The sequence below is a fragment of the Streptomyces sp. NBC_00239 genome (assembly GCF_036194065.1).
Taxonomy (GTDB): domain Bacteria; phylum Actinomycetota; class Actinomycetes; order Streptomycetales; family Streptomycetaceae; genus Streptomyces.
Genome location: NZ_CP108095.1, coordinates 3,545,273 through 3,568,613, shown reverse-complemented (window position 1 = coordinate 3,568,613; position 23,341 = coordinate 3,545,273). Strand labels below are relative to the sequence as shown.

Annotated in this window: 23 protein-coding genes and 3 tRNA genes; 21 read left to right on the top strand and 5 right to left on the bottom strand. The window is 73.2% G+C overall.

Translation table 11 applies throughout. The features are described 5' to 3' along the window. The first annotated feature begins 41 nt into the window (after positions 1 to 41). From OG764_RS15610 to OG764_RS15555, 12 genes are all read left to right on the top strand, one after another. A complete protein-coding gene (locus OG764_RS15610) occupies positions 42 to 452 on the top strand; it encodes an NADH-quinone oxidoreductase subunit A (RefSeq protein ID WP_328969020.1) in 411 nt (136 codons plus the stop codon). After that, on the top strand, positions 443 to 1,153 hold the full coding sequence (locus tag OG764_RS15605) for an NADH-quinone oxidoreductase subunit B (RefSeq protein WP_328969019.1): 711 nt from the start codon (positions 443 to 445) through the stop codon (positions 1,151 to 1,153). The genes OG764_RS15610 and OG764_RS15605 overlap by 10 nt, the downstream gene beginning before the upstream one ends. Further along, positions 1,150 to 2,730, top strand: a complete 1,581-nt coding sequence (locus OG764_RS15600; protein WP_328969018.1) for an NADH-quinone oxidoreductase subunit C — start codon at positions 1,150 to 1,152, stop codon at positions 2,728 to 2,730. Before OG764_RS15605 ends, OG764_RS15600 begins: the two co-directional genes overlap by 4 nt. Beyond that, complete coding sequence (locus tag OG764_RS15595) at positions 2,727 to 3,695, top strand: complex I subunit 1/NuoH family protein (RefSeq protein WP_328969017.1); 969 nt, start codon at positions 2,727 to 2,729, stop codon at positions 3,693 to 3,695. The genes OG764_RS15600 and OG764_RS15595 overlap by 4 nt, the downstream gene beginning before the upstream one ends. Further along, entirely contained in the window at positions 3,692 to 4,429 is a 738-nt protein-coding gene (locus OG764_RS15590) for a NuoI/complex I 23 kDa subunit family protein (RefSeq protein ID WP_328973023.1), read from the top strand. The genes OG764_RS15595 and OG764_RS15590 overlap by 4 nt, the downstream gene beginning before the upstream one ends. Continuing rightward, a complete protein-coding gene (locus OG764_RS15585) occupies positions 4,426 to 5,004 on the top strand; it encodes an NADH-quinone oxidoreductase subunit J family protein (RefSeq protein WP_328969016.1) in 579 nt (192 codons plus the stop codon). The genes OG764_RS15590 and OG764_RS15585 overlap by 4 nt, the downstream gene beginning before the upstream one ends. Continuing rightward, positions 5,004 to 5,384 (top strand): NADH-quinone oxidoreductase subunit NuoK, encoded by a 381-nt coding sequence (gene nuoK / locus OG764_RS15580; protein WP_328969015.1) that lies wholly within the window; start codon positions 5,004 to 5,006, stop codon positions 5,382 to 5,384. The genes OG764_RS15585 and nuoK overlap by 1 nt, the downstream gene beginning before the upstream one ends. Further along, the gene (locus tag OG764_RS15575) at positions 5,381 to 7,270 is read left to right on the top strand and encodes an NADH-quinone oxidoreductase subunit 5 family protein (RefSeq protein WP_328969014.1); all 1,890 of its coding nucleotides are present in this window, start codon (positions 5,381 to 5,383) and stop codon (positions 7,268 to 7,270) included. The genes nuoK and OG764_RS15575 overlap by 4 nt, the downstream gene beginning before the upstream one ends. Positions 7,271 to 7,308: 38 nt before the next feature. Then, entirely contained in the window at positions 7,309 to 8,898 is a 1,590-nt protein-coding gene (locus tag OG764_RS15570; RefSeq protein ID WP_443056219.1) for a complex I subunit 4 family protein, read from the top strand. Beyond that, positions 8,895 to 10,466 (top strand): NADH-quinone oxidoreductase subunit N, encoded by a 1,572-nt coding sequence (locus OG764_RS15565; protein ID WP_328969012.1) that lies wholly within the window; start codon positions 8,895 to 8,897, stop codon positions 10,464 to 10,466. The genes OG764_RS15570 and OG764_RS15565 overlap by 4 nt, the downstream gene beginning before the upstream one ends. Before the next feature lie 182 nt (positions 10,467 to 10,648). Next, the gene (gene htpX / locus OG764_RS15560) at positions 10,649 to 11,512 is read left to right on the top strand and encodes a zinc metalloprotease HtpX (protein WP_328969011.1); all 864 of its coding nucleotides are present in this window, start codon (positions 10,649 to 10,651) and stop codon (positions 11,510 to 11,512) included. A gap of 58 nt (positions 11,513 to 11,570) precedes the next feature. Further along, complete coding sequence (locus tag OG764_RS15555; protein ID WP_328969010.1) at positions 11,571 to 11,963, top strand: YccF domain-containing protein; 393 nt, start codon at positions 11,571 to 11,573, stop codon at positions 11,961 to 11,963. Positions 11,964 to 12,095: 132 nt separating this feature from the next. Here the strand turns inward: OG764_RS15555 and OG764_RS15550 are convergent, their stop codons facing one another. From OG764_RS15550 to OG764_RS15540, 3 genes are all read right to left on the bottom strand, one after another. Continuing rightward, a complete protein-coding gene (locus OG764_RS15550; RefSeq protein WP_328969009.1) occupies positions 12,096 to 13,334 on the bottom strand; it encodes an APC family permease in 1,239 nt (412 codons plus the stop codon). Positions 13,335 to 13,540: 206 nt separating this feature from the next. After that, complete coding sequence (locus OG764_RS15545; protein WP_328969008.1) at positions 13,541 to 15,055, bottom strand: SulP family inorganic anion transporter; 1,515 nt, start codon at positions 15,053 to 15,055, stop codon at positions 13,541 to 13,543. Positions 15,056 to 15,252: 197 nt separating this feature from the next. Beyond that, a complete protein-coding gene (locus OG764_RS15540) occupies positions 15,253 to 15,741 on the bottom strand; it encodes a YajQ family cyclic di-GMP-binding protein (protein ID WP_328969007.1) in 489 nt (162 codons plus the stop codon). 202 nt (positions 15,742 to 15,943) lie between these two features. Between OG764_RS15540 and OG764_RS15535 the strand changes: the two genes are divergently transcribed. Both OG764_RS15535 and OG764_RS15530 read left to right on the top strand, forming a co-directional pair. Further along, positions 15,944 to 16,025, top strand: a tRNA-Tyr gene (locus OG764_RS15535). 174 nt (positions 16,026 to 16,199) lie between these two features. Next, on the top strand, positions 16,200 to 16,646 hold the full coding sequence (locus OG764_RS15530; protein ID WP_328969006.1) for a DUF3574 domain-containing protein: 447 nt from the start codon (positions 16,200 to 16,202) through the stop codon (positions 16,644 to 16,646). Positions 16,647 to 16,803: 157 nt separating this feature from the next. Here OG764_RS15530 and OG764_RS15525 read toward each other — a convergent pair whose 3' ends face one another. Both OG764_RS15525 and OG764_RS15520 read right to left on the bottom strand, forming a co-directional pair. Continuing rightward, positions 16,804 to 17,460, bottom strand: a complete 657-nt coding sequence (locus OG764_RS15525) for an SDR family oxidoreductase (RefSeq protein ID WP_328969005.1) — start codon at positions 17,458 to 17,460, stop codon at positions 16,804 to 16,806. Between the two features lie 43 nt (positions 17,461 to 17,503). Then, the gene (locus tag OG764_RS15520) at positions 17,504 to 18,784 is read right to left on the bottom strand and encodes an amidohydrolase family protein (protein WP_328969004.1); all 1,281 of its coding nucleotides are present in this window, start codon (positions 18,782 to 18,784) and stop codon (positions 17,504 to 17,506) included. Between the two features lie 592 nt (positions 18,785 to 19,376). On the opposite strand from OG764_RS15520, the gene OG764_RS15515 reads away from it, so the two are divergent. The 7 genes from OG764_RS15515 (at position 19,377) to OG764_RS15485 (ending at position 23,335) form a co-directional block, all read left to right on the top strand. Further along, positions 19,377 to 19,449, top strand: a tRNA-Thr gene (locus OG764_RS15515). 50 nt (positions 19,450 to 19,499) lie between these two features. Further along, positions 19,500 to 19,572 (top strand) — tRNA-Met (locus OG764_RS15510). 98 nt (positions 19,573 to 19,670) lie between these two features. Further along, complete coding sequence (rpmG, locus tag OG764_RS15505; protein WP_007265873.1) at positions 19,671 to 19,835, top strand: 50S ribosomal protein L33; 165 nt, start codon at positions 19,671 to 19,673, stop codon at positions 19,833 to 19,835. A 124-nt stretch (positions 19,836 to 19,959) separates the two neighbouring features. After that, positions 19,960 to 20,415, top strand: a complete 456-nt coding sequence (locus OG764_RS15500) for a MaoC family dehydratase N-terminal domain-containing protein (protein WP_328969003.1) — start codon at positions 19,960 to 19,962, stop codon at positions 20,413 to 20,415. A gap of 1 nt (position 20,416) precedes the next feature. After that, complete coding sequence (locus OG764_RS15495; protein WP_328969002.1) at positions 20,417 to 20,845, top strand: MaoC family dehydratase; 429 nt, start codon at positions 20,417 to 20,419, stop codon at positions 20,843 to 20,845. A gap of 384 nt (positions 20,846 to 21,229) precedes the next feature. Beyond that, the gene (locus OG764_RS15490; RefSeq protein ID WP_328969001.1) at positions 21,230 to 21,799 is read left to right on the top strand and encodes a TetR/AcrR family transcriptional regulator; all 570 of its coding nucleotides are present in this window, start codon (positions 21,230 to 21,232) and stop codon (positions 21,797 to 21,799) included. 78 nt (positions 21,800 to 21,877) lie between these two features. Then, positions 21,878 to 23,335, top strand: coding sequence for a DHA2 family efflux MFS transporter permease subunit (locus tag OG764_RS15485; RefSeq protein WP_328969000.1), 1,458 nt, complete (start codon positions 21,878 to 21,880; stop codon positions 23,333 to 23,335). Positions 23,336 to 23,341 lie beyond the last annotated feature (6 nt).

The following is a 23,341-nucleotide window of genomic DNA, read 5'->3' as shown; positions in this document are numbered from 1 at the left end:
TCCGTAACGATCGTGGACAGGGCAGGGAGCGAGGAGCGGACGTGCCGGACGACCCGACGGTTTCGACCGTGACGGTGCTCGCAGCCGAATATTTCCGGAGCTATTCGGTCGTCGGCGTACTCGCCGTGATCGGCGTGCTCTTCGTCGCCGTGGCGTTCGGCGCCGGCCGGCTGCTGCGGCCGATGGTGCCGACCCCCGAGAAGCTGCTGACGTACGAATGCGGTGTGGACCCCGTCGGCGAGGGCTGGGCGCACACCCAGGTCCGCTACTACGTCTACGCGTTCCTCTACGTCATCTTCGCCGTGGACTCGATCTTCCTGTTCCCGTGGGCGACCGTGTTCGCCGCCGCCGGATACGGCGCCACGACCCTGGTGGAGATGTTCATCTTCCTGGGCTTCCTGGCCGTCGGCCTGCTCTACGCATGGAAGAAGGGCGTCCTCGAATGGACGTGACACCGGAACTGCTGCCCGAGCCCAAGAGGCTGGGAGTGCTCTCCCGCCTCGCCCCGGAGCCGATGAAAGTGGTCCTCAACTGGGGCCGCCGCTACAGCCTGTGGGTCTTCAACTTCGGGCTCGCCTGCTGCGCGATCGAGTTCATCGCGGCTTCCATGGCCCGGCACGACTTCATCCGCCTCGGCGTGATCCCGTTCGCGCCCGGTCCCCGGCAGGCCGACCTGATGATCGTGTCCGGCACGGTCACGGACAAGATGGCACCCGCCGTGAAGCGGCTCTACGAGCAGATGCCCGAGCCGAAATACGTGATTTCCTTCGGCGCCTGCTCCAACTGCGGCGGCCCGTACTGGGACTCGTATTCCGTCACGAAGGGCGTGGACCAGATCATTCCGGTCGACGTCTACGTACCCGGCTGCCCGCCCCGCCCGGAGGCCCTGCTCCAGGGAATTCTCAAGCTCCAGGAGAAGATCGCCCGAGAGTCGCTCGAAGAGCGCTACAGCTCGGCAACTCCTTCCGTCGCCGCCCTGACCAGCGGCCTGGTCACCCCGCCGCCCCCGCCGGGCGGCTCTGCAGGGTCGGCTGCACCGGCCGGGTCCGCCGGTTCGGCAGAGCCGTCCGCGGCGGCCGCCGAAGCCGCGCCGTCCGCCGACGACGACCAGGCGCCGTCCGCCGGCGACACCCCGGGGGAGAACCGGCCGTGAACCAGTACGACGAACTCCCCGGCAACGTCACCGAGATCTTCGGAGTCGAGGCGACCGCCGAGTCCGCCTACGACCTGCTGACCGTCGACGTGCCCGTCGGCAGCTGGATCGCCGCGCTCGAAATCGCCCGCGACAAGCTGGGCTGCACCTACTTCGACTGGCTGAGCGCGGTCGACGAACCGGGCACCGGCTTCCGGGTGTGCGCGCACGTCGCCGCCCTGGAAGGCGGCCGCGTCCGCCGCCTGCTGCTCCGTACGACCGTCCCGCACTCCGCCCCCTCGCTGCCGACCGCCATCCCCGTCTACGCGGGCGCGGCCTGGCACGAGCGCGAGACGTACGAGATGTTCGGCGTCACCTTCACCGACCACCCGAACCTGGTCCCGCTGCTGCTCCCCGAGAACTTCGAAGGGCACCCGCTGCGCAAGGACTTCGTCCTCGCGGCGCGCGTGGCCAAGGCGTGGCCGGGCGCGAAGGAGCCGGGCGAGGGCGCGGACCACGGCGGCCCGAAGCGCCGCCAGATGCTGCCGCCGGGCGTCCCGGACCCCAACGACTGGGGTCCGATGAAGGGCCAGCTCCCGCCGGCCCCGGCCCGCCCGGCCCGCACCCCGCGCGCCGCGGGCGACGCCCCGGCCCGCCGTACCCCGCGCGCCGCCGCCGAGGGCGCCCCGGCCGCCGAGGGCGCCCCGGCCGCCGAGGGCGCCCCGGCCGCCGAGGGCGCCCCGGCCGCCGAGGGCGCCCCCGCCCGTACCCCGCGCGCGGCCGCCGCCGAGGGCACCCCGCCCCGCCGCACCCCGCGCGCCGCAGCCGCCGAAGGCACGCCCGGCGCCACCGCGGCCGAAGGCACCACCACGGCCGAGGGCGCTCCCGCGCGCCGTTCCCGCACCACCGCGGACGGCTCCGCCAGCCAGGCGGCCCCGGCCACGGAATCCGCCGCAGCCACGGAATCCGCCGCGGCCACGGAATCCGGCCCGGCCACGGAATCCGCCCCGGGCACGGAATCCGGCCCGTCGACGGAAGCGGCTCCGTCCGTTCCGACGACCCCGGACGCGGCGGGGGCCCCGGCGACGCCCGCGGCCCGTCCGCCGCGGCGCAGCCGCTCGGCCGCGGACGGCTCGGCCAGCCAGGCCGCCCCGGCTCCGGCCGCGCAGCCCGCCCGCCCGGCTCCCCGCAGCGCGGACGCCCCCTGGCACCACGCCCGCCCCGCCTACGACGCCCCCACCCCGGCCGAGGCCACCGAACCGGCCCCGCCCCCGGCGGCCGAAGCGGCCCCGGCCGCGGAACGACCGGCCCCGGCGGCGCCCGCCGCCGAAACCGCCTCGCCCGCCGCGCCCGCGGCGGAGCCCGAGGCCGAGCCCGCCGTCGAACCGGCCTCGCCCGCCGAGACCGAGCCCGCGCCCGGACAGGACGAGGCGGCAGCCGCCCCCGAGACCTCCGCGCCCCGCCGCCCGAAGGCGGCCCCGGCGGCCCCGGCGGACGCCGACTCGGACACCGGCACCGACTCGGACACCGGCACCGACTCGGACACCGGCACCGGCACCGACCCCCACCCCGAACCCGACACCGGAGGCACCGCGTGAACGACGTCCTCGACGTCGCGCTGCGACTCATCGTCGTCTTCGTGGTCTTCCTTGTGCTGCCCCTCGTCATCGGGCAGACCGAACACAAGGTCATGGCCCACATGCAGGGCCGCCTCGGCCCCATGTACGCAGGCGGCTTCCACGGCTGGGCCCAGCTCGTCGCCGACGGCGTGAAGTTCGCGCAGAAGGAAGACATCGTCCCGGCCAACGCCGACCGGCGGATCTTCCAGCTCGCGCCCGCCGTCGCGCTGCTGCCCTACCTCCTGGTCCTCCTCGTCATCCCGATCGGCCCCGGCGAGGGCGCCGTCGGCGAGGTCGTCGACGCGGGCGTGTTCTTCGCGCTCGCCGTGATGGGCGTCGGAGTCCTCGGCAGCCTCATGGCCGGCTGGGCCTCCGCCAACAAGTTCTCCCTGCTCGGCGGCCTGCGCACGGCCGCCCAGCTGCTCGCGTACGAGCTGCCCATGCTGCTCGCCGCCGCCTCCGTCGCCATGGCCGCCGGGACCGTGTCCCTCCCCGGCATCGTCGAGGCGTTCGAATGGTGGTGGCTGCCCTGGCAGATCGTCGGCGCCCTGGTCTTCTTCACCGCGGGCCTCGCCGAACTCCAGCGTCCGCCCTTCGACATGCCGGTCGCCGACTCGGAGATCATCTTCGGCGCGTACACCGAGTACACCGGCCTGCGCTTCGCGCTGTTCCTGCTCGCCGAGTACGCCGGCATCGTCATCCTCTGCGGCCTGACCACCGTCCTGTTCCTCGGCGGTTGGCACGGCCCCTTCGGCGGCGACGGCCTCGGCTGGGTCTGGACCCTCCTGAAGGTCGCGATCCTCGCCTTCGGCGTGATCTGGCTGCGGGTGACCTACCCCCGCCTGCGCGAGGACCAGCTCCAGAAGCTCGCCTGGACCACACTCATCCCGCTCGCGCTCGCTCAGATCGCGCTCACCGGCATCGTGAAGGTGGCGATCGGATAATGCCCATCCCCGGATCCGGCCTGGCCAAGGGCCTCGCCGTCACGCTGCGGACGATGACCAAGAGGTCGCACACCGCCCAGTACCCCGACGTCCAGCCCGAACTGCCGCCGCGCAGCCGCGGCGTCATCGGACTGTTCGAGGAGAACTGCACGGTCTGCATGCTGTGCGCGCGCGAGTGCCCCGACTGGTGCATCTACATCGACTCCCACAAGGAGACGGTGCCGGCGGCCGCACCCGGCGGCCGCGAGCGCAGCCGCAACGTCCTCGACCGGTTCGCCATCGACTTCTCCCTCTGCATGTACTGCGGCATCTGCATCGAGGTGTGTCCCTTCGACGCCCTCTTCTGGTCGCCGGAGTTCGAGTACGCGGAGACGGACATCCTCGAACTCACCCACGAGCGCGACAAGCTGCGCGAGTGGATGTGGACGGTCCCGGCGCCGCCCGCCCTCGACCCGGCCGCCGAGGAGCCCAAGGAGATCGCAGCCGCCCGCAAGACCGCCGAGAAGCTGGAGGCCGCCGCCGCGGCCGCGGCCGCCGCGGCAGCAGTCCAGCCGGAAGCCCGGCCGGAAGCCCGGCCGGAAGCCCAGCGGGAAGCCCAGCCGGGATCCCGGCCGGAGGCCTCACCCGGGACCACCCGGGCCGCGACCCCGGCCGAGCCCCAAGCCGAGACCCCGCCCGCGAGCCCGCCCGAGAGCCCGTCCGGCTCCGCCCCGGAGGGAGGTGCCGACCGATGAGCGCGTTCACCCTCGCCGCCACCGCCGGCCCCGGTTTCCTCTCCCCGACCGGTGTCGAGATCGCCTTCGTCCTCGTCGGCATCGCCACCCTCGGCGCCGCCCTGGTCACCGTCACCACCAAGCAGCTGGTCCACGCGGCCCTCTGGCTGGTCATGGCCCTCGGCGGCATCGCCGTCGAGTACGTCCTCCTGACCGCGGAGTTCATCGCCTGGGTCCAGGTACTGATCTACGTCGGTTCCGTGGTCGTCCTCCTCCTCTTCGGCCTGATGCTCACCAAGGCGCCCATCGGCCGGTCCCCGGACGCCGACTCGGGCAACCGCCCGGCCGCCCTCGCCGTGGCCCTGCCCGCCGCGGGCGCGCTCGTCTGGGTGGTCGTCGACGCCTTCCGCACCACCTGGATCGACCTCGACGGGCCCGCCCAGGGCAGCACCAAGGTCACCGGCGAGATCCTGTTCCGCCACTGGGTCCTGCCCTTCGAGGCGCTGAGCGTCCTGCTGTTGGCGGCGCTCGTCGGCGCGATCGTCCTGTCCCGCAAGAGCCCGGCCACCGACGGCTCCGGTAAGGAGCAGCGCTGATGCACCTCGCCTACCCCGCCGTCCTCGCGGCCCTCCTCTTCTGCACCGGCCTCTACGGAGTGCTCGCCCGCCGCAACGCCATCCTGGTGCTGATGTCCGTCGAGCTGATGCTCAACGCCGTCAACCTCAACCTGGTGGCCTTCGACGTCTGGCTCCGCGACACCCTGCACGCCGGCCAGGCCCTCACCCTCTTCACCATCGCCATCGCCGCCGCCGAAATCGGCATCGGCATGGCGATCGTGCTGATGGTGTACCGCAACCGCGGCACCGCCGACATCGACCGGCTGCGCGACACCGCCGAGAGCCACGAGCCCGCCCCGACCACCGAGACCGCCCAGCCCGTCGGCGAGGTCGACCGCGCCACCGGAGCCGCCGCGTGACCACCACGACCCTCGCCGTCCTCGTCCCCGTCCTGCCGTTCCTGGGCGCGGTGACCGGACTGCTGCTCGGCCGCAAGGCCCCCGGCTACGTGCGCCCGCTCGCCGTGCTGCCCACCCTGGCGGCCGCAGTCCTGGCCGTCCTCGTCGCCGCCCGCCAAGGCGGCGGCAAGGCGATCGACGCCGCGACCGAGCTGACCCCGACCGGCTCGGTGCCGATCGAGCTCTCCCTCCACCTCGACGGCTTCGCCGTCCTCGTGGCGGTCCTCGTCGGCATCGTCGCCACCTGCGTCCAGCTGTACTCCACGGCGTACCTCCGCGAGGACCCGCGCTACTCCTCGTACGCGGCCCTGGTGTCCCTCTTCACCGCCGCCATGCTGCTCGTCGTCTACTCCGGCGACCTGATGGTGCTGCTGGTCGGCTGGGAGATCATGGGCATCTGCTCGTACTTCCTGGTCGGCCACTACTGGGAGACCGAGGCGGCCCGCGCCGCCTCCCTCAAGGCCTTCCTGGTCACCAAGCTCGGCGACGTGCCCTTCCTCTTCGGCATGTTCGCGCTCGCCGTGGACGCCGGCTCCTTCCAGATCACCAAGATCCTGGGCGCCGTGGCCTCGGGCGGCCTCGACCACCCGACCCTGATCGCCCTCCTGCTGCTGGCCGGCGTCGCGGGCAAGTCCGCGCAGTTCCCGCTGCACACCTGGCTCCCGGACGCCATGGCGGGCCCCACCCCGGTCTCCGCGCTGATCCACGCCGCGACGATGGTCGCCGCCGGCGTCTACTTCATCGCCCGCCTCCTCCCGGTCTTCGCGGCCTCCCAGGCCGCACTCGTGGTCATGGCCGTCATGGCGGCCGTGACGATGGTCGGTTCGGCGCTGGCCGCCCTCGCCCAGGACGACATCAAGCGCGTCCTCGCCTACTCCACGGTCGGCCAGCTCGGCTACATGACCGGCGCGCTGGCCGTCGGCGACCGCGGCGCCGCCGTCTTCCACCTCCTGTCCCACGGCTTCTTCAAGGCGCTGCTCTTCCTCGGCGCCGGCGTGATCATCCACGCCGCGGGGACGAACTCCCTGGCCGCCATGTCCCGCATGGACGGCCTGGCCAAGCGCGTCCCCGACGTCTTCTGGACGATGACGATCGCGCTGCTCGCCCTCGCCGCCCTGCCGCCCTTCGCCGGCTTCTTCTCCAAGGAAGCCGTCCTCGTCGCCGCCGAGCAGACGGCCGTCGGCCACTCGGACATCGCCCCCTCGGCGGCCGGCTGGACCGTCCTCGTCGCCGGCGTCCTCACCGCCCTGCTGACCGCCGCCTACGCCACCCGCCTGTGGCTGCTGGCCTTCCGCGGCCGCGGCGAACAGGCCCCCGACCACGGCCGCCAGCCCTTCGCCATGACCGGCGTGCTGTGGCTGCTCGCCGTGCCGACCGTCGGCTTCGGCCTCACCGCCGGGCTGCTCCCCGACTGGTTCGACGGCCACGAGCTGAGCCCGACCCTGCTCACCTCCGTGCTCGGCACGGGCGCCGCGGTACTCGGAGCGGTGCTCACGTACGGCATGTGGCAGCGCGCCGCCGCCCTCGCGACCACCGCCCCCGACCCCGGCCGCGCCCTGCTCGGACCGCTCCACCCCCACGCGGCCGCCGGATTCCACCTCGACGCCGTCTACGCCGCGCTGTTCGTACGCCCCGTAGAGGCCGCCGCGACACTCGTCCGCTTCCTCGACCGCGAGGTCGTCGACACGTACGTACGCGGCGCCGGCGCCGGACCCCGGCTGCTCGGCACCCTCGTCCGCCGGTCCCAGACCGGCAACGTGCAGACCTACCTGAGCGCCCTGCTCGCGGGTTCCGTGGTCCTCGCGGTCGCCGCCGCCGTCCTTGCCAACGTCAACGCCGGATCGTGAGCCGTGAGTCAGCCGTGATTGATATCAGCGCATCCGTGATGCAGTTCCTTCTGGCGTTCATCGTGGCGGCCCCTCTGCTCGGCGCCGCCGCGGCCCTCCTCCCGGCCCCGCCCGGACTCAAGGGCCGTGGCCCCGAGCAGGCCGTCCTGCGCCACGGCGTCACCGTCACCGGCGCGATCCTCGCCGCCGCGGTGGTCCTGGCCCTCGGCTTCGACCACGACGCCCCGTCCCGCTTCCAGGCGACGACGGACATCAGCTGGATCCAGGCGCTGAACGTCCGGATCCACCTCGGCATCGACGGCATCTCGCTCCCCCTCCTCCTGATGACCGCGCTGCTGTTCTTCCTCTGCGCGCTCTACAGCTACTTCAAGCTCCCCGCAGGCCCGTCCCCCAAGGCCTTCGTCGCGCTGCTCCTGGTCCTGGAGTCCGGCACCCTCGCGACCTTCGCCGTCCTCGACCTGCTGCTCTTCTTCCTCGCCTTCGAGATGGTCCTCATCCCGATGTACTTCCTCATCGCCCGCTGGGGCGGTGACCAGCGGCGCGCCGCCGCCTGGAAGTTCATCCTCTACACGCTGCTCGGCTCCGTGGTCATGCTGCTCGGCCTGCTGCTCATCGGCCTGAGCGCGGGCACGTTCGACATGGTGGCACTCGCCACCGACAACGGCCGCGGACTGAGCCACAGCACCCAGGTCCTGGCGGTCCTCGCCATCGGCATCGGACTCGCCGTCAAGACCCCGATGTGGCCCCTGCACAGCTGGCTCCCCGCGGCCCACACCGCCGCCCCGACCGTCGGCTCGGTCCTCCTCGCCGGCGTGCTCCTCAAGATGGGCACGTACGGGTTCGTGCGGATCCTGCTGCCCGTCACCCCCGACGGCATGCACACCTTCGCCCCCTACCTCGGCGCCTTCGCCGCGGTCGGGATCGTCTACGGGTCCCTGGCCTGCCTCGCGCTGGCCCGCAAGGGCGCCAAGGGCGACCTCAAGCGCCTCATCGCGTACTCGTCCGTCGGCCACATGGGCTTCGTACTGCTCGGCATCGCGACGATGACCCCCACCGGCGTCAACGGCGCGCTGTTCGCCAACATCGGCCACGGCCTGATCACCGGCCTCCTCTTCTTCCTGGTCGGCGCGCTCAAGGACCGCTACGGCACCAGCGACCTCGACACCCTCGCCGGGGCCACCGGCGCCGCCCTCTACGGCCGCGCCCCCCGTCTCGGCGCCCTGCTCGCGTTCGCCGCCGTCGCCTCCCTCGGACTGCCCGGCCTCGCCGGGTTCTGGGGCGAGATGCTCGCCCTGTTCGGCGCGTTCGACCCGGCCGACGGCCTCAGCCGGCCCGCGTTCCTGACGTACATGGTGATCGGCGGCATCGGCACCCTGCTGACCGCCGCGTACCTCCTCGTCGTCGTCCGCCGGGTCTGCATGGGCGAGCACCTCGCGGCCGACCCCGAAGCCCACCCCGAGGCGAAGCCGGACGACCTGCCGGCGCCCCTCGCCGACGTCCACGGCTACGAATTCGCCGCCTGGACCCCGCTCGTCGCCCTCACCGTCCTCGCCGGCCTGTGGCCCGCGGTCCTCCTCGGCCTCACCGACCCGGCCGTCCAGAAGCTCCTCGCAGGAGGCAACTCATGACGGCCCAGCTCCCCCTGGCCGCCGACCTGGTCCAGTCCGTCGACTGGACGGCCATCGCCCCGCCGCTGACCGCCGCCGTCGTCGGCCTCCTCGTGCTGGTCGCCGACCTGTTCCTGCCCGACCGGAACAAGCACCTCCTCGGCTGGATCTCCATCGCCGGCCTCGCCGCCGCGACCCTCGCCCTGCTGCCCCTGCGGGCGGGCGACCGCACCACCTTCTGCCTGACCACCGACCCGGCCGCCTGCAGCTACGCCGCCGACCACTTCGCGCTGGTCATCCAGTTCCTGGTGCTCGCGGGCGCACTGCTGACCGCCCTGCTGTCCGTGTCCGCGGCCCGCGACGGCGAGCTGCCCGCCGGCGAGTTCTGGTTCCTGCTGCTCTCGGCGACCGCCGGCGCCGGCCTGCTGGCCGCCGCCCGCGACCTCGCCACCCTCGTCGTGGCCCTCGAAGTCGCCTCGCTGCCCGCGTTCGCCCTCGTCGGCATGCGCCGCGGCGACCGGATGTCCTCCGAGGCGGCCCTCAAGTTCTTCCTGTCCTCCGTCACCGCCACGGCCGTCTCGCTGCTCGGCGTCAGCTTCGTCTACGCCGCCACCGGCAGCCTGTACCTGAACCGCATCGCGGACGGCCTGGAGGAGGTGCCCGGGCAGCTCGACACCCTCGCCATGGCGGGCGTCGCCCTGACCCTCGTCGGCTTCGCCTTCAAGACGGCCGCCGTCCCCTTCCACTTCTGGGTGCCGGACACCTACGTCGGAGCGCCGCTGCCCATCGCCGCGTACCTGTCGGTGATCGGCAAGGCCGTCGGCTTCACCGGCCTGATCCTCGTCACGGTGCTCGCCTTCCCCGCGTACTCCGACATCTGGGGCCCCGCGCTGGCGGTCATCGCGGCCCTGACGATGACCCTCGGCAACGCCGCGGCCCTGCGCCAGGCACCCGGCCGCGAGCACAGCGCCGTACGGCTGCTCGCCTGGTCCTCGGTCGGCCAGGCCGGCTACCTGCTGGTGCCGATCGCCGCCGCCGCGTACTCCGGCCGCGACCAGATCGGCGCGACCGTCGCGTACGCGCTCATGTACGCGGCCGTGAACCTCGGCGCGTTCGCCGTCGCCGCCCTCGTCGCCCGCAGCGCCCCGCTCAACCGGATCGCCGACTACCGCGGGCTCTACCACCGCAGCCCGTTCGCGGCCCTGTCGCTGGCCTTCTTCCTGCTCTGCCTGGCCGGCCTGCCGCCCGGCATCGTCGGCCTGTTCGCCAAGGTCGCCGTCTTCCGCTCCGCCGTCGACGCCGGGCTGGGCTGGCTCGCCGTGGTCATGGCCGTGAACGTCGTCATGGCCCTCTACTACTACCTCCAGTGGACGGCCGTGCTCTTCCGCGCCCCGCAGGAGGACGGGGCCGGCGAAGCCGCACCGGTTCCCGCCGCTTCCGCTCCCGCCGGTCCCGTTCCCGCCGTCCGCCCGGCGGTGCCGCTGCCGGTCACCGTCGCGATCGGCCTCACGGCCGCCGTGGCCGTGGTCCTGTCCGGCGCCCCGCAGCTGGTGCTCCGCTTCGCCGACGGCAGCCTGTTCCCGCAGTAGCACCGGCGCCCCGTACGGGCCGTGTCGCCCGTACGGAGCAACGCCCGCCCGCCGCCCCGCGCGGCCCCCGGGCGGCAGCAGGGAACCCCTGGTCCTCGCCTGGCGTTGACCGGAAAGGGAGGGTCCACTGGACCGTAGACCCTCTCCAGGGTTCCCCTGCTGCACCATTTGGAGGGCGTACCGTGCACCGCCGGCACAACGGGCTGAAGACCGCCGTACTCCTCGGCGGTCTGTCCGCACTCATCATCTTCATCGGAAGCTTCTTCGGGCGCGGAGGCCTGATCGTCGCGCTCGTCGTGGCGCTCGGGACGACTGCGTACGCCTACTGGAACAGCGACAAGCTGGCCCTGCGCGCCATGCGGGCCCGCCCGGTCAGCGAGTTCGAGGCCCCCGAGCTCTACCGCATGGTGCGCGAGCTCTCGACGTCCGCGCGCCAGCCCATGCCCCGCCTCTACATCTCCCCGACGGAGGCGCCGAACGCCTTCGCCACCGGTCGCAATCCGCGCAACGCCGCCGTCTGCTGCACCGACGGCATCCTGCGCATCCTCGACGAACGCGAACTGCGCGGCGTCATCGGCCACGAGCTGAGCCACGTCTACAACCGGGACATCCTCATCTCCTCGGTCGCCGGCGCCCTCGCCTCGGTGGTCATGTTCCTGGTCAACTTCGCCTGGCTGATCCCGGTCGGGCGGTCCAGCGACGACGAGGGCCCCGGCCTCCTCGGCATGCTCCTGATCATGATCCTGGGCCCGGTGGCCGCCTCGATCATCCAGCTGGCCGTCAGCCGCTCCCGGGAGTACGAGGCGGACGCCTCCGGAGCCCAGCTCACCGGCGACCCGCTCGCCCTGGCCAGCGCCCTGCGCAAGCTCGACGCGGGCACCAAAGCGCTCCCGCTGCCCCCCGAACCACGGCTGGAAACCGCGAGCCACCTCATGATCGCGAACCCCTTCCGCCCCGGACAGGGACTCTCCCGGATGTTCTCGACCCACCCGCCGATGGCCGAGCGGATCGCCCGGCTCGAAGAGATGGCGGGCCGTCACCCGTAAGGCCTCACCCGTAGGGCCCCTCAGCTCCGTCACCGCCGCCACCAGTGAAGATGGACCGATGAAGACAATCCTGAATGTCATATGGCTCGTGCTCAGCGGCTTCTGGCTGTTCCTCGGCTACTGCCTCGCGGGCCTGATCCTCTGCATCACCGTCATCGGAATCCCGTTCGGCATCGCGGCGTTCCGCATCGCCGTGTACGCGCTCTGGCCGTTCGGCTACACCACCGTCGAGCGCCGCGACGCGGGCGCGCCCTCGTGCGTCGGCAACGTGCTCTGGCTGGTGCTGGCGGGCTGGTGGCTGGCCCTGGGCCACATCGTCACCGGCATCGCCCTGTGCATCACGATCATCGGCATCCCGTTCGGCATCGCAAACTTCAAGATGATCCCGATCTCCCTGCTCCCGCTGGGCCGCGAAATCGTCCCGACGGACGCCCCGTTCGCCTCGCGCTGACCCGCCGACCCGGCGCCGGCCGCCGAATCCCCGGCGCCGGCCCCCGGTTCGACAGCCCGGGACCCAGCAAATCGGCAGCGCCGGACCCAACAATTGGCAGGTCAGGCCCGTTGTCCGTGGGGTGACCCGGCCTCAGGTCCCGCGTCCGACCCGCCGCACACCGAAGACGACCACCCCGAGCCCCACCACCGACGCGCCCGCGAGCACCGACGCGACCGGCAGCGCACACGCCAGCAGCACACAGCCGGACAGCCCGACCGCCGCCACGGCGCGCACCGTGACAGCCGAATCGAGAGCCCACGCGGAAGCGTTCGCGATCGCGTAGTACACCAGCACGCCGAAGGACGAGAAACCGATCGCGCCGCGCACGTCCACGGTGGCCGCGAGCACGGCCACCACCCCGCCCACGGCGAGCTCCGCACGGTGCGGCACCCCGAACCGCGGGTGTACGGCGGACAGCGCGCGGGGGAGGTGCCCGTCGCGCGCCATGGCCAGGGCGGTCCGCGACACCCCGAGGATCAGCGAGAGCAGCGCACCGAGGGCGGCGAGCGCCGCACCGATGCGCACCACCGGCACCAGCCCCGGCAGCCCGGCCGCCCGTACGGCGTCGGCCAGCGGGGCCGCGGCCCCGGCCAGTCCGCCGGGGCCCAGCACCGACAGCGCCGCGACCGCCACCGCGGCGTACACCGCCAGGGCGATACCGAGCGCCAGCGGCACGGCCCGCGGGATCGTCCGCTGCGGATCCCGCACCTCCTCGCCCAGCGTGGTGATCCGGGCGTACCCCGCGAACGCGAAGAAGAGCAGGCCCGCGCCCTGCAACAGGCCGCTCCAGCCGGCCTCCCCGAGACCCGCGGAGAGCCGGTCCGGATCCGCCGCCGCCGAGGTCAGGCACCCCGTCACGACCGCGGCCAGCACGGCCAGCACCGCCGCCACGATCACCCGCGTCAGACGGGCGGACTTCTGTACGCCCCCGTAGTTCACGGCCGTCAGGGCGACCACCGCCGCCACCGCCACGGCGTGCGCCCGCCCCGGCCACAGGTACGCGCCCACCGTCAGCGCCATCGCCGCACACGAGGCCGTCTTGCCGACCACGAAGCTCCACCCGGCCAGGTACCCCCAGAACGGCCCCAGCTGCTCGCGCCCGTACACGTACGTGCCACCGGAGGCGGGGTGCCGCACGGCCAGCCGCGCGGACGAGGAGGCGTTGCAGTAGGCCACGACGGCGGCCAGGGCCAATGCCGGAAGCAGCGCCGGGCCCGCCGCACGCGCCGCGGGCCCCAGCGCGGCGAAGATGCCCGCGCCCACCATGGAACCCAGCCCGATCACCACCGCATCGGACACGCCCAGCGACCGCCGCAACTCCTGCACCATGGGGTGGACCCTAGCCAGTGCTGTGACGGCAAGGTTCACCGGATTGCGCCCCTCCCCCCAGCGACCGCCGGGAGGTGCCCCCAGGTACGGCACCTCGCTGCGTTGTCGGACCGCGCGAGTACGTCGAGTACGAGCTGCGGCCCGCCGCCTCGCGACGCACCGCACCGGACGCCCGCCCACCCCGGCGAACCGTTCCGGTCGCAGCACTAGCCCGGCTCGGGCGACGCCTCCCGCCCGGCCATCAGGTCCCCCTCGACGGGTCCCGTGGGCCCCACGGCGCCCGCGGACCCCGCCCCGGCCCGTTCGAGCGCGCCGTGCCGCCGCTCCCACGCGTCCAGCGCCGTCAGGCACGCGTGGTCCAGATGCCGCAGCCCGCTCAGATCCAGGTGCACCGGCCGGCCGGGCGGCAACGCCTCCAGCGCGTCGAGGAGCTTCGGCAGCCGCAGGAAGGTCGCGTTCCCCAGCACCCGCACCCGCAGCACCCCGCCGTCCGGGTCCGGCTCGACGGCCGTCTCGATGTGCACGTGCGAGGTCTCCCACGCCGACTTGGCCACGGCCAGCCCCAGGCCCACCAGCACCCCGTCGAAGAGGTTCGTGGTCACGATGGCGGAGGCCGTCACCACCAGCACCACCGCCTCGCCGCGGTGCGAGCGCCACAGCGCGACCACGGCCCGCGCCGGGAGCAGCTTCCAGCCGGCGTGCAGCAGCACCCCGGCCAGCGCGGCGAGCGGCACCACCCCCAGGGCCTGCGGCACCAGCACCGCGAAGAGCAGCAGCCACAGCCCGTGCAGCACCCGTGAGGCCCGGGTCCGGGCCCCGGCCTCCACATTGGCGGCGCTGCGCACGATGACGGCGGTCATCGGCAGCGCGCCGAGCAGCCCGCACAGCGTGTTCCCGGCGCCCTGCGCGACGAGTTCGCGGTCGTAGTCGGTGCGCGGGCCGTCGTGCAGCCGGTCCACGGCCGCCGCGCTGAACAGGGTCTCCGCGGAGGCGATGAGTGCCAGCGCGAGGACGGTCGCGGGTACGCCGGGGGACCACAGCTCGGCCAGCTCGGCCGGCCCGGGCGGGGACACCGCCGCCAGCACCCCGGTGACCTCGACCTTCGCGACCGGCAGGGCGAACAGTGCGCTGACCGTCGTGGCCGCCGCCACCCCGACCAGGGCGCCCGGCACGGCGCGGGCCGTCGGCGGCAGCCGCCGCCACGCGGCCGTCACGGCGATGGTGCCCACGCCCAGCGCCACGGCCGCCCATTCCAGCTGCCCGCCCAGCCGCGCCAGCCCGGCCAGCTTGTCCAGGGTCGCGCCGGGCGCGGACACGTCACCCAGCGCGTACAGCTGGCCGGAGATCAGGACCAGGCCGATCCCCGCCAGCATGCCCTGTACGACGGCCACCGAGATCGCCCGGAACCACCGCCCGAGCCGCAGCACGCCCATGCCCACCTGGAGCAGCCCGGCCGCGCACACGAGCACGCCCAGAGCCCGCACCCCGTACGCCTGCACGGCCTCGTAGACGAGCACCGTGAGGCCGGCGGCGGGCCCGCTGACCTGGAGGGAACTTCCCCGGAACCAGCCGGTGACCAGCCCGCCCACCACCCCCGTGACCAGCCCCAGCTCGGCCGGCACACCGGAGGCGACGGCCACCCCGACACACAGCGGCAGCGCGACGAGCGCGACGACCACAGACGCCCCGAAGTCGTCTCGCAGATTGCCTGCCCCAGACATGTGAAACCCCCTGCCCACGCGGTGACGTTCGTCACCCAGCGTGGTGGGCGCACGGGCCCGGCCCCAAGGGCCCACAGGGGGTGGATCACGGATCACACGCCGCACGCACGCCGCGTACGGCCGTCCCGCGCCGAGGGCGTACCCGGGGGGCGCGAAACAGGCGTCCGCACGCGGCCGGGCGGCGGCGCCGGCAGTGCCTAGCGGTAGTTCACGAACTGGATCGCGAAGTCCAGGTCCTTGCCCTTGAGGAGCGCCTGGACGGCCTGCAGGTCGTCGCGGCTCTTGGAGCTCACGCGGAGCTCGTCGCCCTGCACCTGGGCCTTGACGCCCTTGGGGCCCTCGTCGCGGATGATCTTGGCGACCTTCTTGGCGTTCTCCTGGGAGATGCCCTCCTCGATCGAGGCGAAGATCTTGTACTCCTTGCCGGAGAGCTGCGGCTCGCCGGCGTCGAGCGCCTTCAGGGAGATGCCGCGCTTGACCAGCTTGGTCTCGAAGACGTCGAGGATGGCCTTGACCCGCTCCTCGCCGCTGGCCTCCATGAGGATCTTGTCGCCCGACCAGGCGATCGTGGCGCCGGTGCCCTTGAAGTCGTAGCGCTGCGAGAGTTCCTTGGCGGTCTGGTTGAGGGCGTTGTCGACCTCCTGCCGCTCGACCTTCGAGACGATGTCGAAACTGGAGTCGGCCATGTCCTGTGGCTCCTTGATGTCGGCTGCGATTGCTCAAAGGGGTGCGGACCGGAGCTGCCCGGACCACTCCGCAAAGCCTAGCCACCGCCACTGCCCGAAGCGCTGATCAATCCGGTGGCGAAGCACCCCCGAGCATCAGGTATCGTTTACGTCGTTGCCACGGAACACCGCGAAAGCGGCCGACCAAAGCAACACATCCCATGGCGGTGTGCCCGAGTGGCCAATGGGAACGGACTGTAAATCCGTCGGCTCTGCCTACCCAGGTTCGAATCCTGGCGCCGCCACACGATGTGAGGCCCCCGTCCACTGCGGAAACGCAGTGGACGGGGGCCTCTTCGTCGTCCCCGTCGCGCCCCCCGGCCGGGCTCCGCGGCGGGTGGCCCGGCGCGCGCCCGGGTGGCCGTGGGCGGAGTGCCGGTGGGGCCGTGCCGGTAGGCCGGGCGGGTCGTTGTCCGGGCATGATGCGACTTTCCCAGCCGCGTGCGCTGCTGGCCGGCGGGGCCCTCGTGGCCGCGCTGGCGACCGCCGTGCCCGCCGCCCACGCCACGCTCCAGGACCAGCCCGCCGCGCGCGGGACCGCGTACGTCGAGACCCGGCTGTTCTTCGGGACCGCACGGCCGGACGGGGGACCGGAGGTGACGGACCGGCAGTTCATGCGTTTCGTCGACCGCATGGTGACGCCCTCGTTCCCCGAGGGCCTCACCGTCCAGGAGGGGCGCGGCCAGTGGCGCGACCGCAGCGGCGCCATCGAGCGGGAGCGCTCGTACGTCCTCGTGCTGCTGTACCCGGAGAAGGACGCCGAGGCCCGCGACTCCCGGATCGAGCGGATCCGCGCCAGTTACGTGAAGCAGTACGCGCAGGAGTCCGTCGGCCGCGCCGACGACGCTATGTACGCGGAGTTCTGACGGCCCCTGAGACCGGCTGGGCGGCCCTTCAGGGCCCGTTCGGCACGGCGGGCGTGCGGCCGGCGCCCCGGCGCGGTGCGGGCGGGGCGCGCCTCGGTGGCCGGGCGGTCGGCGGCCGGTCGGTCGGCGGCCGGGCGGTCGAGGGGCCGGGCGGGGCTCAGTTCCCCGCCACGTCCTTGACCGCCACGCCCGCCGGAGTCGAACCGGAGACCAGCTCCAGGGTGAGGCCCGCCGTGGCCGGGGTGTCGATCAGCTCCGCCAGCACCAGCGCGACGTCGTCGCGGCTGACCGGCCCGCGGTCCGTGGAGGCCTCCAGCCGGACCAGGCCGGTGCCCGGTTCGTCGTTCAGCGCGCCGGGCCGCAGGATCGTCCACTCCAGCCCCAGCCGGGTCCGTACGTGCGCGTCGGCCTCGCCCTTGGCCCGCAGGTACGCGTCGAAGACCTCGTCGCCCGCCCGGTCGGGGTCCGCGCCCATCGAGGACACCATCACGAAGCGGCGCACGCGCGCCCGTTCCGCCGCGTCGGCGAACAGCACGCCCGCCCCGCGGTCCACCGTGTCCTTCCGGGCGTAACCGCTGCCCGGGCCCGCGCCGGCCGCGAACACGGCCACGTGCGCGCCCTGCAGGATCCCCGCGACGTGCTCGACGGACGCCGTCTCCAGGTCGCACAGGACCGGTTCGGCCCCCGCCTCCCGAAGGTCGTTGCCCTGCGCGGGATCACGGATGATCCCCGCGACCTCGTACCCGCGCGCGGCGAGCAACCGCTCCAGCCGCAGCGCGATCTGACCGTGACCACCAGCAATGACGATGCGCATGACCCGACCGTACGTCGCGCCGGGCGCCGCTGCCCGCAAACGCTCAGGGACCTGGCTCCATCCGGCCCTGCCGGGGCAGGTCGAGGGCGACCGCGACCGCCGAATCGCAGTACTCGCGCACGGCACTCGTCCGGGCCACCACCCGCCCGCGGTGGATCACGATCCGGCTGTACCCCAGCGACAGCACCCCGGAGATCCGGTCGCCGCGGACCGCGAGCAGCTCGGCGGGACAGCCCGCCTCCACCCGGACCCGCGGCAGCCCCATCGCCTCCCGCGCGGCCGAACCGACCGTCTCGTAGGCTTCCGCGGCCCGCAGCCCGCCCTGCGAGGCCAGCAGGTACGCGGCCTCCAGGGGGTCCCCGCGCCCGACCGGGTTCCCCGCGTCGCGCAGCGCGCCGCTGCCCGCCGCGACCCGTACGCCGGCCGAGCGGAGCAGCCGGACCGGAGCGGTGCGCAGCCCGCGCCGCTCCAGGGCCGCGCAGTCGCCCTGCGGCAGGCAGACCACGGTCACCCCGGCGGCGGCCAGTTGGTCGGCGGCCCGGGTCGCGACGCTCAGCGGCAGCCGGGACAGTCCGCCGCACGGCCCGATGGTCACCCCCGGCCGCACCCCGCGGGCCATCGCCGCCAGCCCTGCCAGCCGGGCCGGATCGTCACCGTCCGTGTGCAGATCCACGGGACAGCCGTGTTCCGCGGCGAGCTCCAGAACGGCCTGCGCGTAGCCGTGGGGGTCCGGGTCGAGGTCGGGGCAGCCGCCGACGACCGCCGCGCCCATCTTGAGCGCGTCCCGGAGCATCGCCCGCCCGTCCGCGCCCGCCCGTCCGGTCAGCAGCCGGGGCACCGCGACGGCGGTCAGGTCGGTCAGCCCGAACAGCGAGCGCCGGGCCTGCAGCACCGCCTCCAGAGGCCGGAGCCCGTGCGCGTCGCCGATCCGCACGTGCGAGCGGACCGCCGTCGCGCCGTGGCCGAGCTGCAGCAGGGCGGCCTCGGTGGCCCGCCGCTGGACCTCCTCGGGGGCGTACGAGACCGGGCCCTCGATGTCGGCGGTCAGGGCGGTGTCCCCGTGGGCGTGCGGCTCGGCGGGGGCGGGCAGCAGCAGGTAGCCGCTGAGGTCCACCCGGGACGCGGTGGGGGCCGCCAGGCTGCCCGCGGCGCCGACGGCCTCGATCCGGCCGCCACTGAGCCGTACGTCGACGGTGCGGCCGTCGGTGAGCCGGGGGCCGGCGAGCAGCAGGGTGGTGGCCGGCTCGGCGGGCACGCCGGAACCTGCGCCCTCGCCGCCGCTGCGCGGGGAGTGGGGCGGCTGCTGCGGGTGACTGTCGGGCATCGCGCTCCTGCGGGGCTCGGCGTTCCTGGCGACGTCGGCGGCGGGGGGTGCTGCGCGGATGGCGGGCGCGGCCCAAGATCACACAGCGTGACCCGAGCCTAGGGCGCGCCGGGTCCCCGATCGCGGAGGAGGGCAATAGTCGTACCGGTGTGGTGCCCCGGCGGGCCGGGGTGCGGAGGGGCTCGCGGAGCGACCCTCGGGCAGCCTTCGGGCGACCCCCGATGGTGCCGCGGAAGGGCCGCGGACGGACCCGCTCAGGGGGCTTTCGGGACAGGTTCCGCCGCGATCCGGTTGAGGCTTCTGCGGGGGTTTCGCCGGCGTGCGGAACGCCCCTCCGGGGACCTCGTGGCGGCGGTCCCGGGGGAGCTCCGGGAGGGGCCGGCGGCGCCTCGCCGAAGGCCCGTCAAGGGCCCGCCGGGAGACCGCAGAGGGGCTGGTGAGCGGCCTGGTGAGGGGGGTTCGGAAGGGGTTTCGGAGGGGGTTCGGGAGGGCTCCGGGACGGTCGAAAAGCTCCCCGCGAGAGGCCCCCGAGGCCCCTTGCCGCAAAGGATTTGGGCGATCGGCGGGCAACCGTGTAATGTCTTCATCGCTCGCCCCAATAGCTCAGTCGGTAGAGCGTCTCCATGGTAAGGAGAAGGTCTGCGGTTCGATTCCGCATTGGGGCTCTGGTGTGAACGGTCCCTCACTGCTTGCGGTGAGGGGCAGATCACATCAAAGCGGTGTAGCTCAGTTGGTAGAGCAAGCGGCTCATAATCGCTGTGTCACCGGTTCAAGTCCGGTCACCGCTACTCAAGCAGCACCAAAGTAGCCGATTGTGGGGTCGGTCTCCCGATCGGCTACTCTTTTATGCGTTCATCCGTCCACCCGTCCGTCAAGGAGCACTCACGTGGCTGCCACCGACGTCCGCCCGAAGATCACGCTGGCCTGCGTGGAGTGCAAGGAGCGGAACTACATCACCAAGAAGAACCGGCGTAACAACCCGGATCGCATGGAGATGAAGAAGCACTGCCCGCGCTGCAACTCGCACACCGCGCACCGCGAGACCCGCTGACCCTAGCGAGTCTTCGTATACAGGCTTAGTCATGAGGTCGTCCCCATTCAGGGGGCGGCCTCGTGGCGTTTGGGGCAGTCGATCATTCGATCGGCTTGATCAGTTCGACCAGGAGGAGTGAGCCATGGCGCTCGACCAGTCCTTCGTGGGGCGGGCCTATCCGCCCACCGAGCCCTACGAGGTCGGCCGCGAGAAGATCCGGGAATTCGCGGAGGCGGTGGGCGACGCCAATGCCGCGTACACCGACCCGGAAGCGGCCAAGGCGCTCGGCCATCCCGACGTGATCGCTCCGCCGACCTTTGTGTTTGCCATCACGTTCAAGGCGGCCGGCCAGGTCATCGCGGACCCGCAGCTGGGGCTCGACTACAACCGCGTCGTGCACGGCGACCAGAAGTTCGCGTACACCCGCCCGGTGCGGGCGGGCGACCGCCTCTCCGTCACGTCCACCATCGAGGCGATCAAGTCGATGGCGGGCAACGACATCCTGGACATCCGCGGCGAGGTCCACGACGCGACCGGCGAGCACGTCGTGACCGCCTGGACGAAGCTCGTCGCCCGCGCCGCCGCCGAGGAGGCCTGAGATGACCGCCAAGATCTCGTACGAGGAGGTCGAGGTCGGCACCGAGCTGCCGGCCGCGAGCTTCCCCGTGACCCGCGCCACGCTGGTGCAGTACGCGGGCGCCTCCGGCGACTTCAACCCGATCCACTGGAACGAGAAGTTCGCCAAGGAGGTGGGCCTGCCGGACGTCATCGCGCACGGCATGTTCACCATGGCCGAGGCGATCCGCGTCGTCACCGACTGGGCCGGCGACCCGGCCGCGGTGGTCGAGTACGGCGTGCGCTTCACCAAGCCGGTCGTGGTCCCGAACGACGACGAGGGCGCCCTGATCGAGGTCAGCGCCAAGGTGGCCGCCAAGCTGGACGACAACCGGGTCCGCGTGGACCTCACCGCGATGAGCGCGGGCCAGAAGGTCCTCGGCATGTCGCGCGCGGTCGTACAGCTCTCCTAGCCCCACCGCGGCCGCCCCGGCCCGGCAGTCGGGCCGGGGGCTCCGCGCCCCCCTCGCTTCACGGCGGCCCCTTCCCGGGCCGGCGGCCGCCCGCGCGGCCCTCGGCCCGGGAGCCCGCACCCTCGGCCCGGGAGCCCGCACCCTCGGCCCGGGAGCCCGCACCCTCGGGCTCGGGAGCCCGCACCCTCGGGCTCGGGAGCCCGCACCCTCGGGCTCGGGAGCCCGCACCCTCGGGCTCGGGAGCCCGCGCCCCCGGGCCCGGGAGCCCGCGCCCTCGGCCAGGGAGCCCGTTCCCGCCCGGCCCTCCGACCCCCCTCCCCGCCGCTTCCGGCCCGCGCACAGCCACCCTTGACGGAGTTAGTGATTGAGTACTAACTTCGATGCATGGTCAGGATGAGTGCGGGAGAGCGGCGCGAGAGCGTCATCCGCGCGGCGATGCACGAATTCGCGCGCGGCGGGTACTACGGCACGTCCACCGAGGCGATCGCCAAGCGGGTGGGCGTGTCGCAGCCGTACCTGTTCCGGCTCTTCCCGAACAAGCAGGCCATCTTCCTCGCCGCCGCCACCCGCTGCATGGAGGAGACCCGCGAGGTCTTCGCCGACGCCGCGGAGGGGCTGGAGGGCGAGGAGGCGCTGGACGCGATGGCGAACGCGTACACGCAGCTGATCGCCGACGATCCCGACAAGCTCCAGATGCAGCTCCAGACGTACGTCGCCGTGGGGGCCGCCGAGGCCGCCGGCGAGCACGAGTTCGGCGAGATGGTCCGCACCGGCTGGCTGGAGCTGTGGAACACCGTTCACGTGCCCTTGGGCGCGGACGAGAAGGAGACCACGACGTTCATGGCGTTCGGGATGCTGATCAACACCCTCGCCGCCATGGGATTCAAGCCGGACCACCCCATCTGGGAGGGCCTGTACCCCTCGGCCCGGGCCAAGGGGCGCCTGGAGAAGTGAGCGCGCGCCACGGGGTGGCGCGCGTGTTTTTCTGCCCGAGAAAGTTAGTCAGCAATAACTAACAACCAAGGGGAAGCGATGAACCAGCAGCCCACCACCCTGCGCGGACCCGCCGTGTGGGCCCTCGTCATCACCGGCGCCGCCAGCTTCATGGCGGCCCTCGACAACCTCGTCGTCACCACCGCCCTGCCCGCCATCCGCACGGACCTCGGCGGCGCGCTGGAGGACCTCGAATGGACGGTGAACGCCTACACGCTCACCTTCGCCGTCCTCCTGATGCTCGGCGCGGCCCTCGGCGACCGCTTCGGCCGCCGCCGCCTCTTCCTGGCCGGCCTCACCATCTTCACCGGCGCCTCCGCGGCAGCCGCCCTCTCCCCGGGCATCGACGAGCTGATCGCCGCCCGCGCGGTCCAGGGCGTCGGCGCCGCGATCATGATGCCGCTCACCCTCACCCTGCTGACCGCCGCCGTCCCCGCCGCCCGCCGGGGCATGGCCCTCGGCATCTACGGAGCCGTCACCGGCATCGCCATCGCCAGCGGCCCCCTCATCGGCGGCACCCTCACCGAGCACATCTCCTGGCAGTGGATCTTCTGGCTGAACGTGCCGATCGGCCTGGCCCTGCTGCCGCTCGCCCGCTTCCGGCTCGCCGAGTCCACCGCCCCCGGCGCCCGCCTCGACGTCCCCGGCACCCTGCTGATCAGCTTCGGCCTCTTCGGCATCGTCTACGGCCTGGTCAACGCCAACGCCGAGGGCTGGACCAGCGCCCCCGTACTCACCGGCCTGATCGGCGGCGCGGCGCTCACCGGCGGGTTCGTCCACCACGGCTTCCGCAGCAAACACCCCCTGCTGCCCATGAAGCTCTTCCGCAACCGCGGCTTCTTCGGCATCAACGCGGCCAGCCTGCTGATGTTCCTCGGCATGTTCGGCTCGATCTTCCTGCTCGCCCAGTTCCTCCAGGGCGTCGCCGGGTTCTCGCCCACCGAGGCCGGCATCCGGATGCTGCCCTGGACCGCCATGCCCATGCTCGTCGCTCCGCTCGCCGGAATCCTCTCCGACCGCATCGGCGGCCGCCCCGTCGTCGTCGCCGGCCTCGCCCTCCAGGCCGCGGGACTGTCCTGGTTCGCCGCCACCCTGGAGCCCGGCGTCTCCTACGTCCTCCTGCTGCCCGCCCTGATCCTCGGCGGCATCGGCATGGCGCTCTTCATCGCCCCCGCCGCCAACGTGCTGATGTCCACCGTCGGACCCGCCGACCACGGCATGGCCTCCGGCGCCAACAACGCCCTGCGCGAAGTCGGCGGAGCCCTCGGCGTGGCCGTCCTGTCCTCCGTCTTCGCAGGCCAGGGCGGGTACGAGAGCCCCCAGGCGTTCACCGACGGCACCGTCCCGGCCCTCTGGATCGGGGCCGGCGCGGTCGCCCTCGCCGCCCTCGCCGCCCTCCTGATCCCCGCCAGGTCCCGGTCCGCCGCCACCGTGGTCGCCGCGGGCACGACCGCCGGTGCCCGGGAGGACGAGGAGCGCCGTCCGGCCGCCGTATGACCGGCC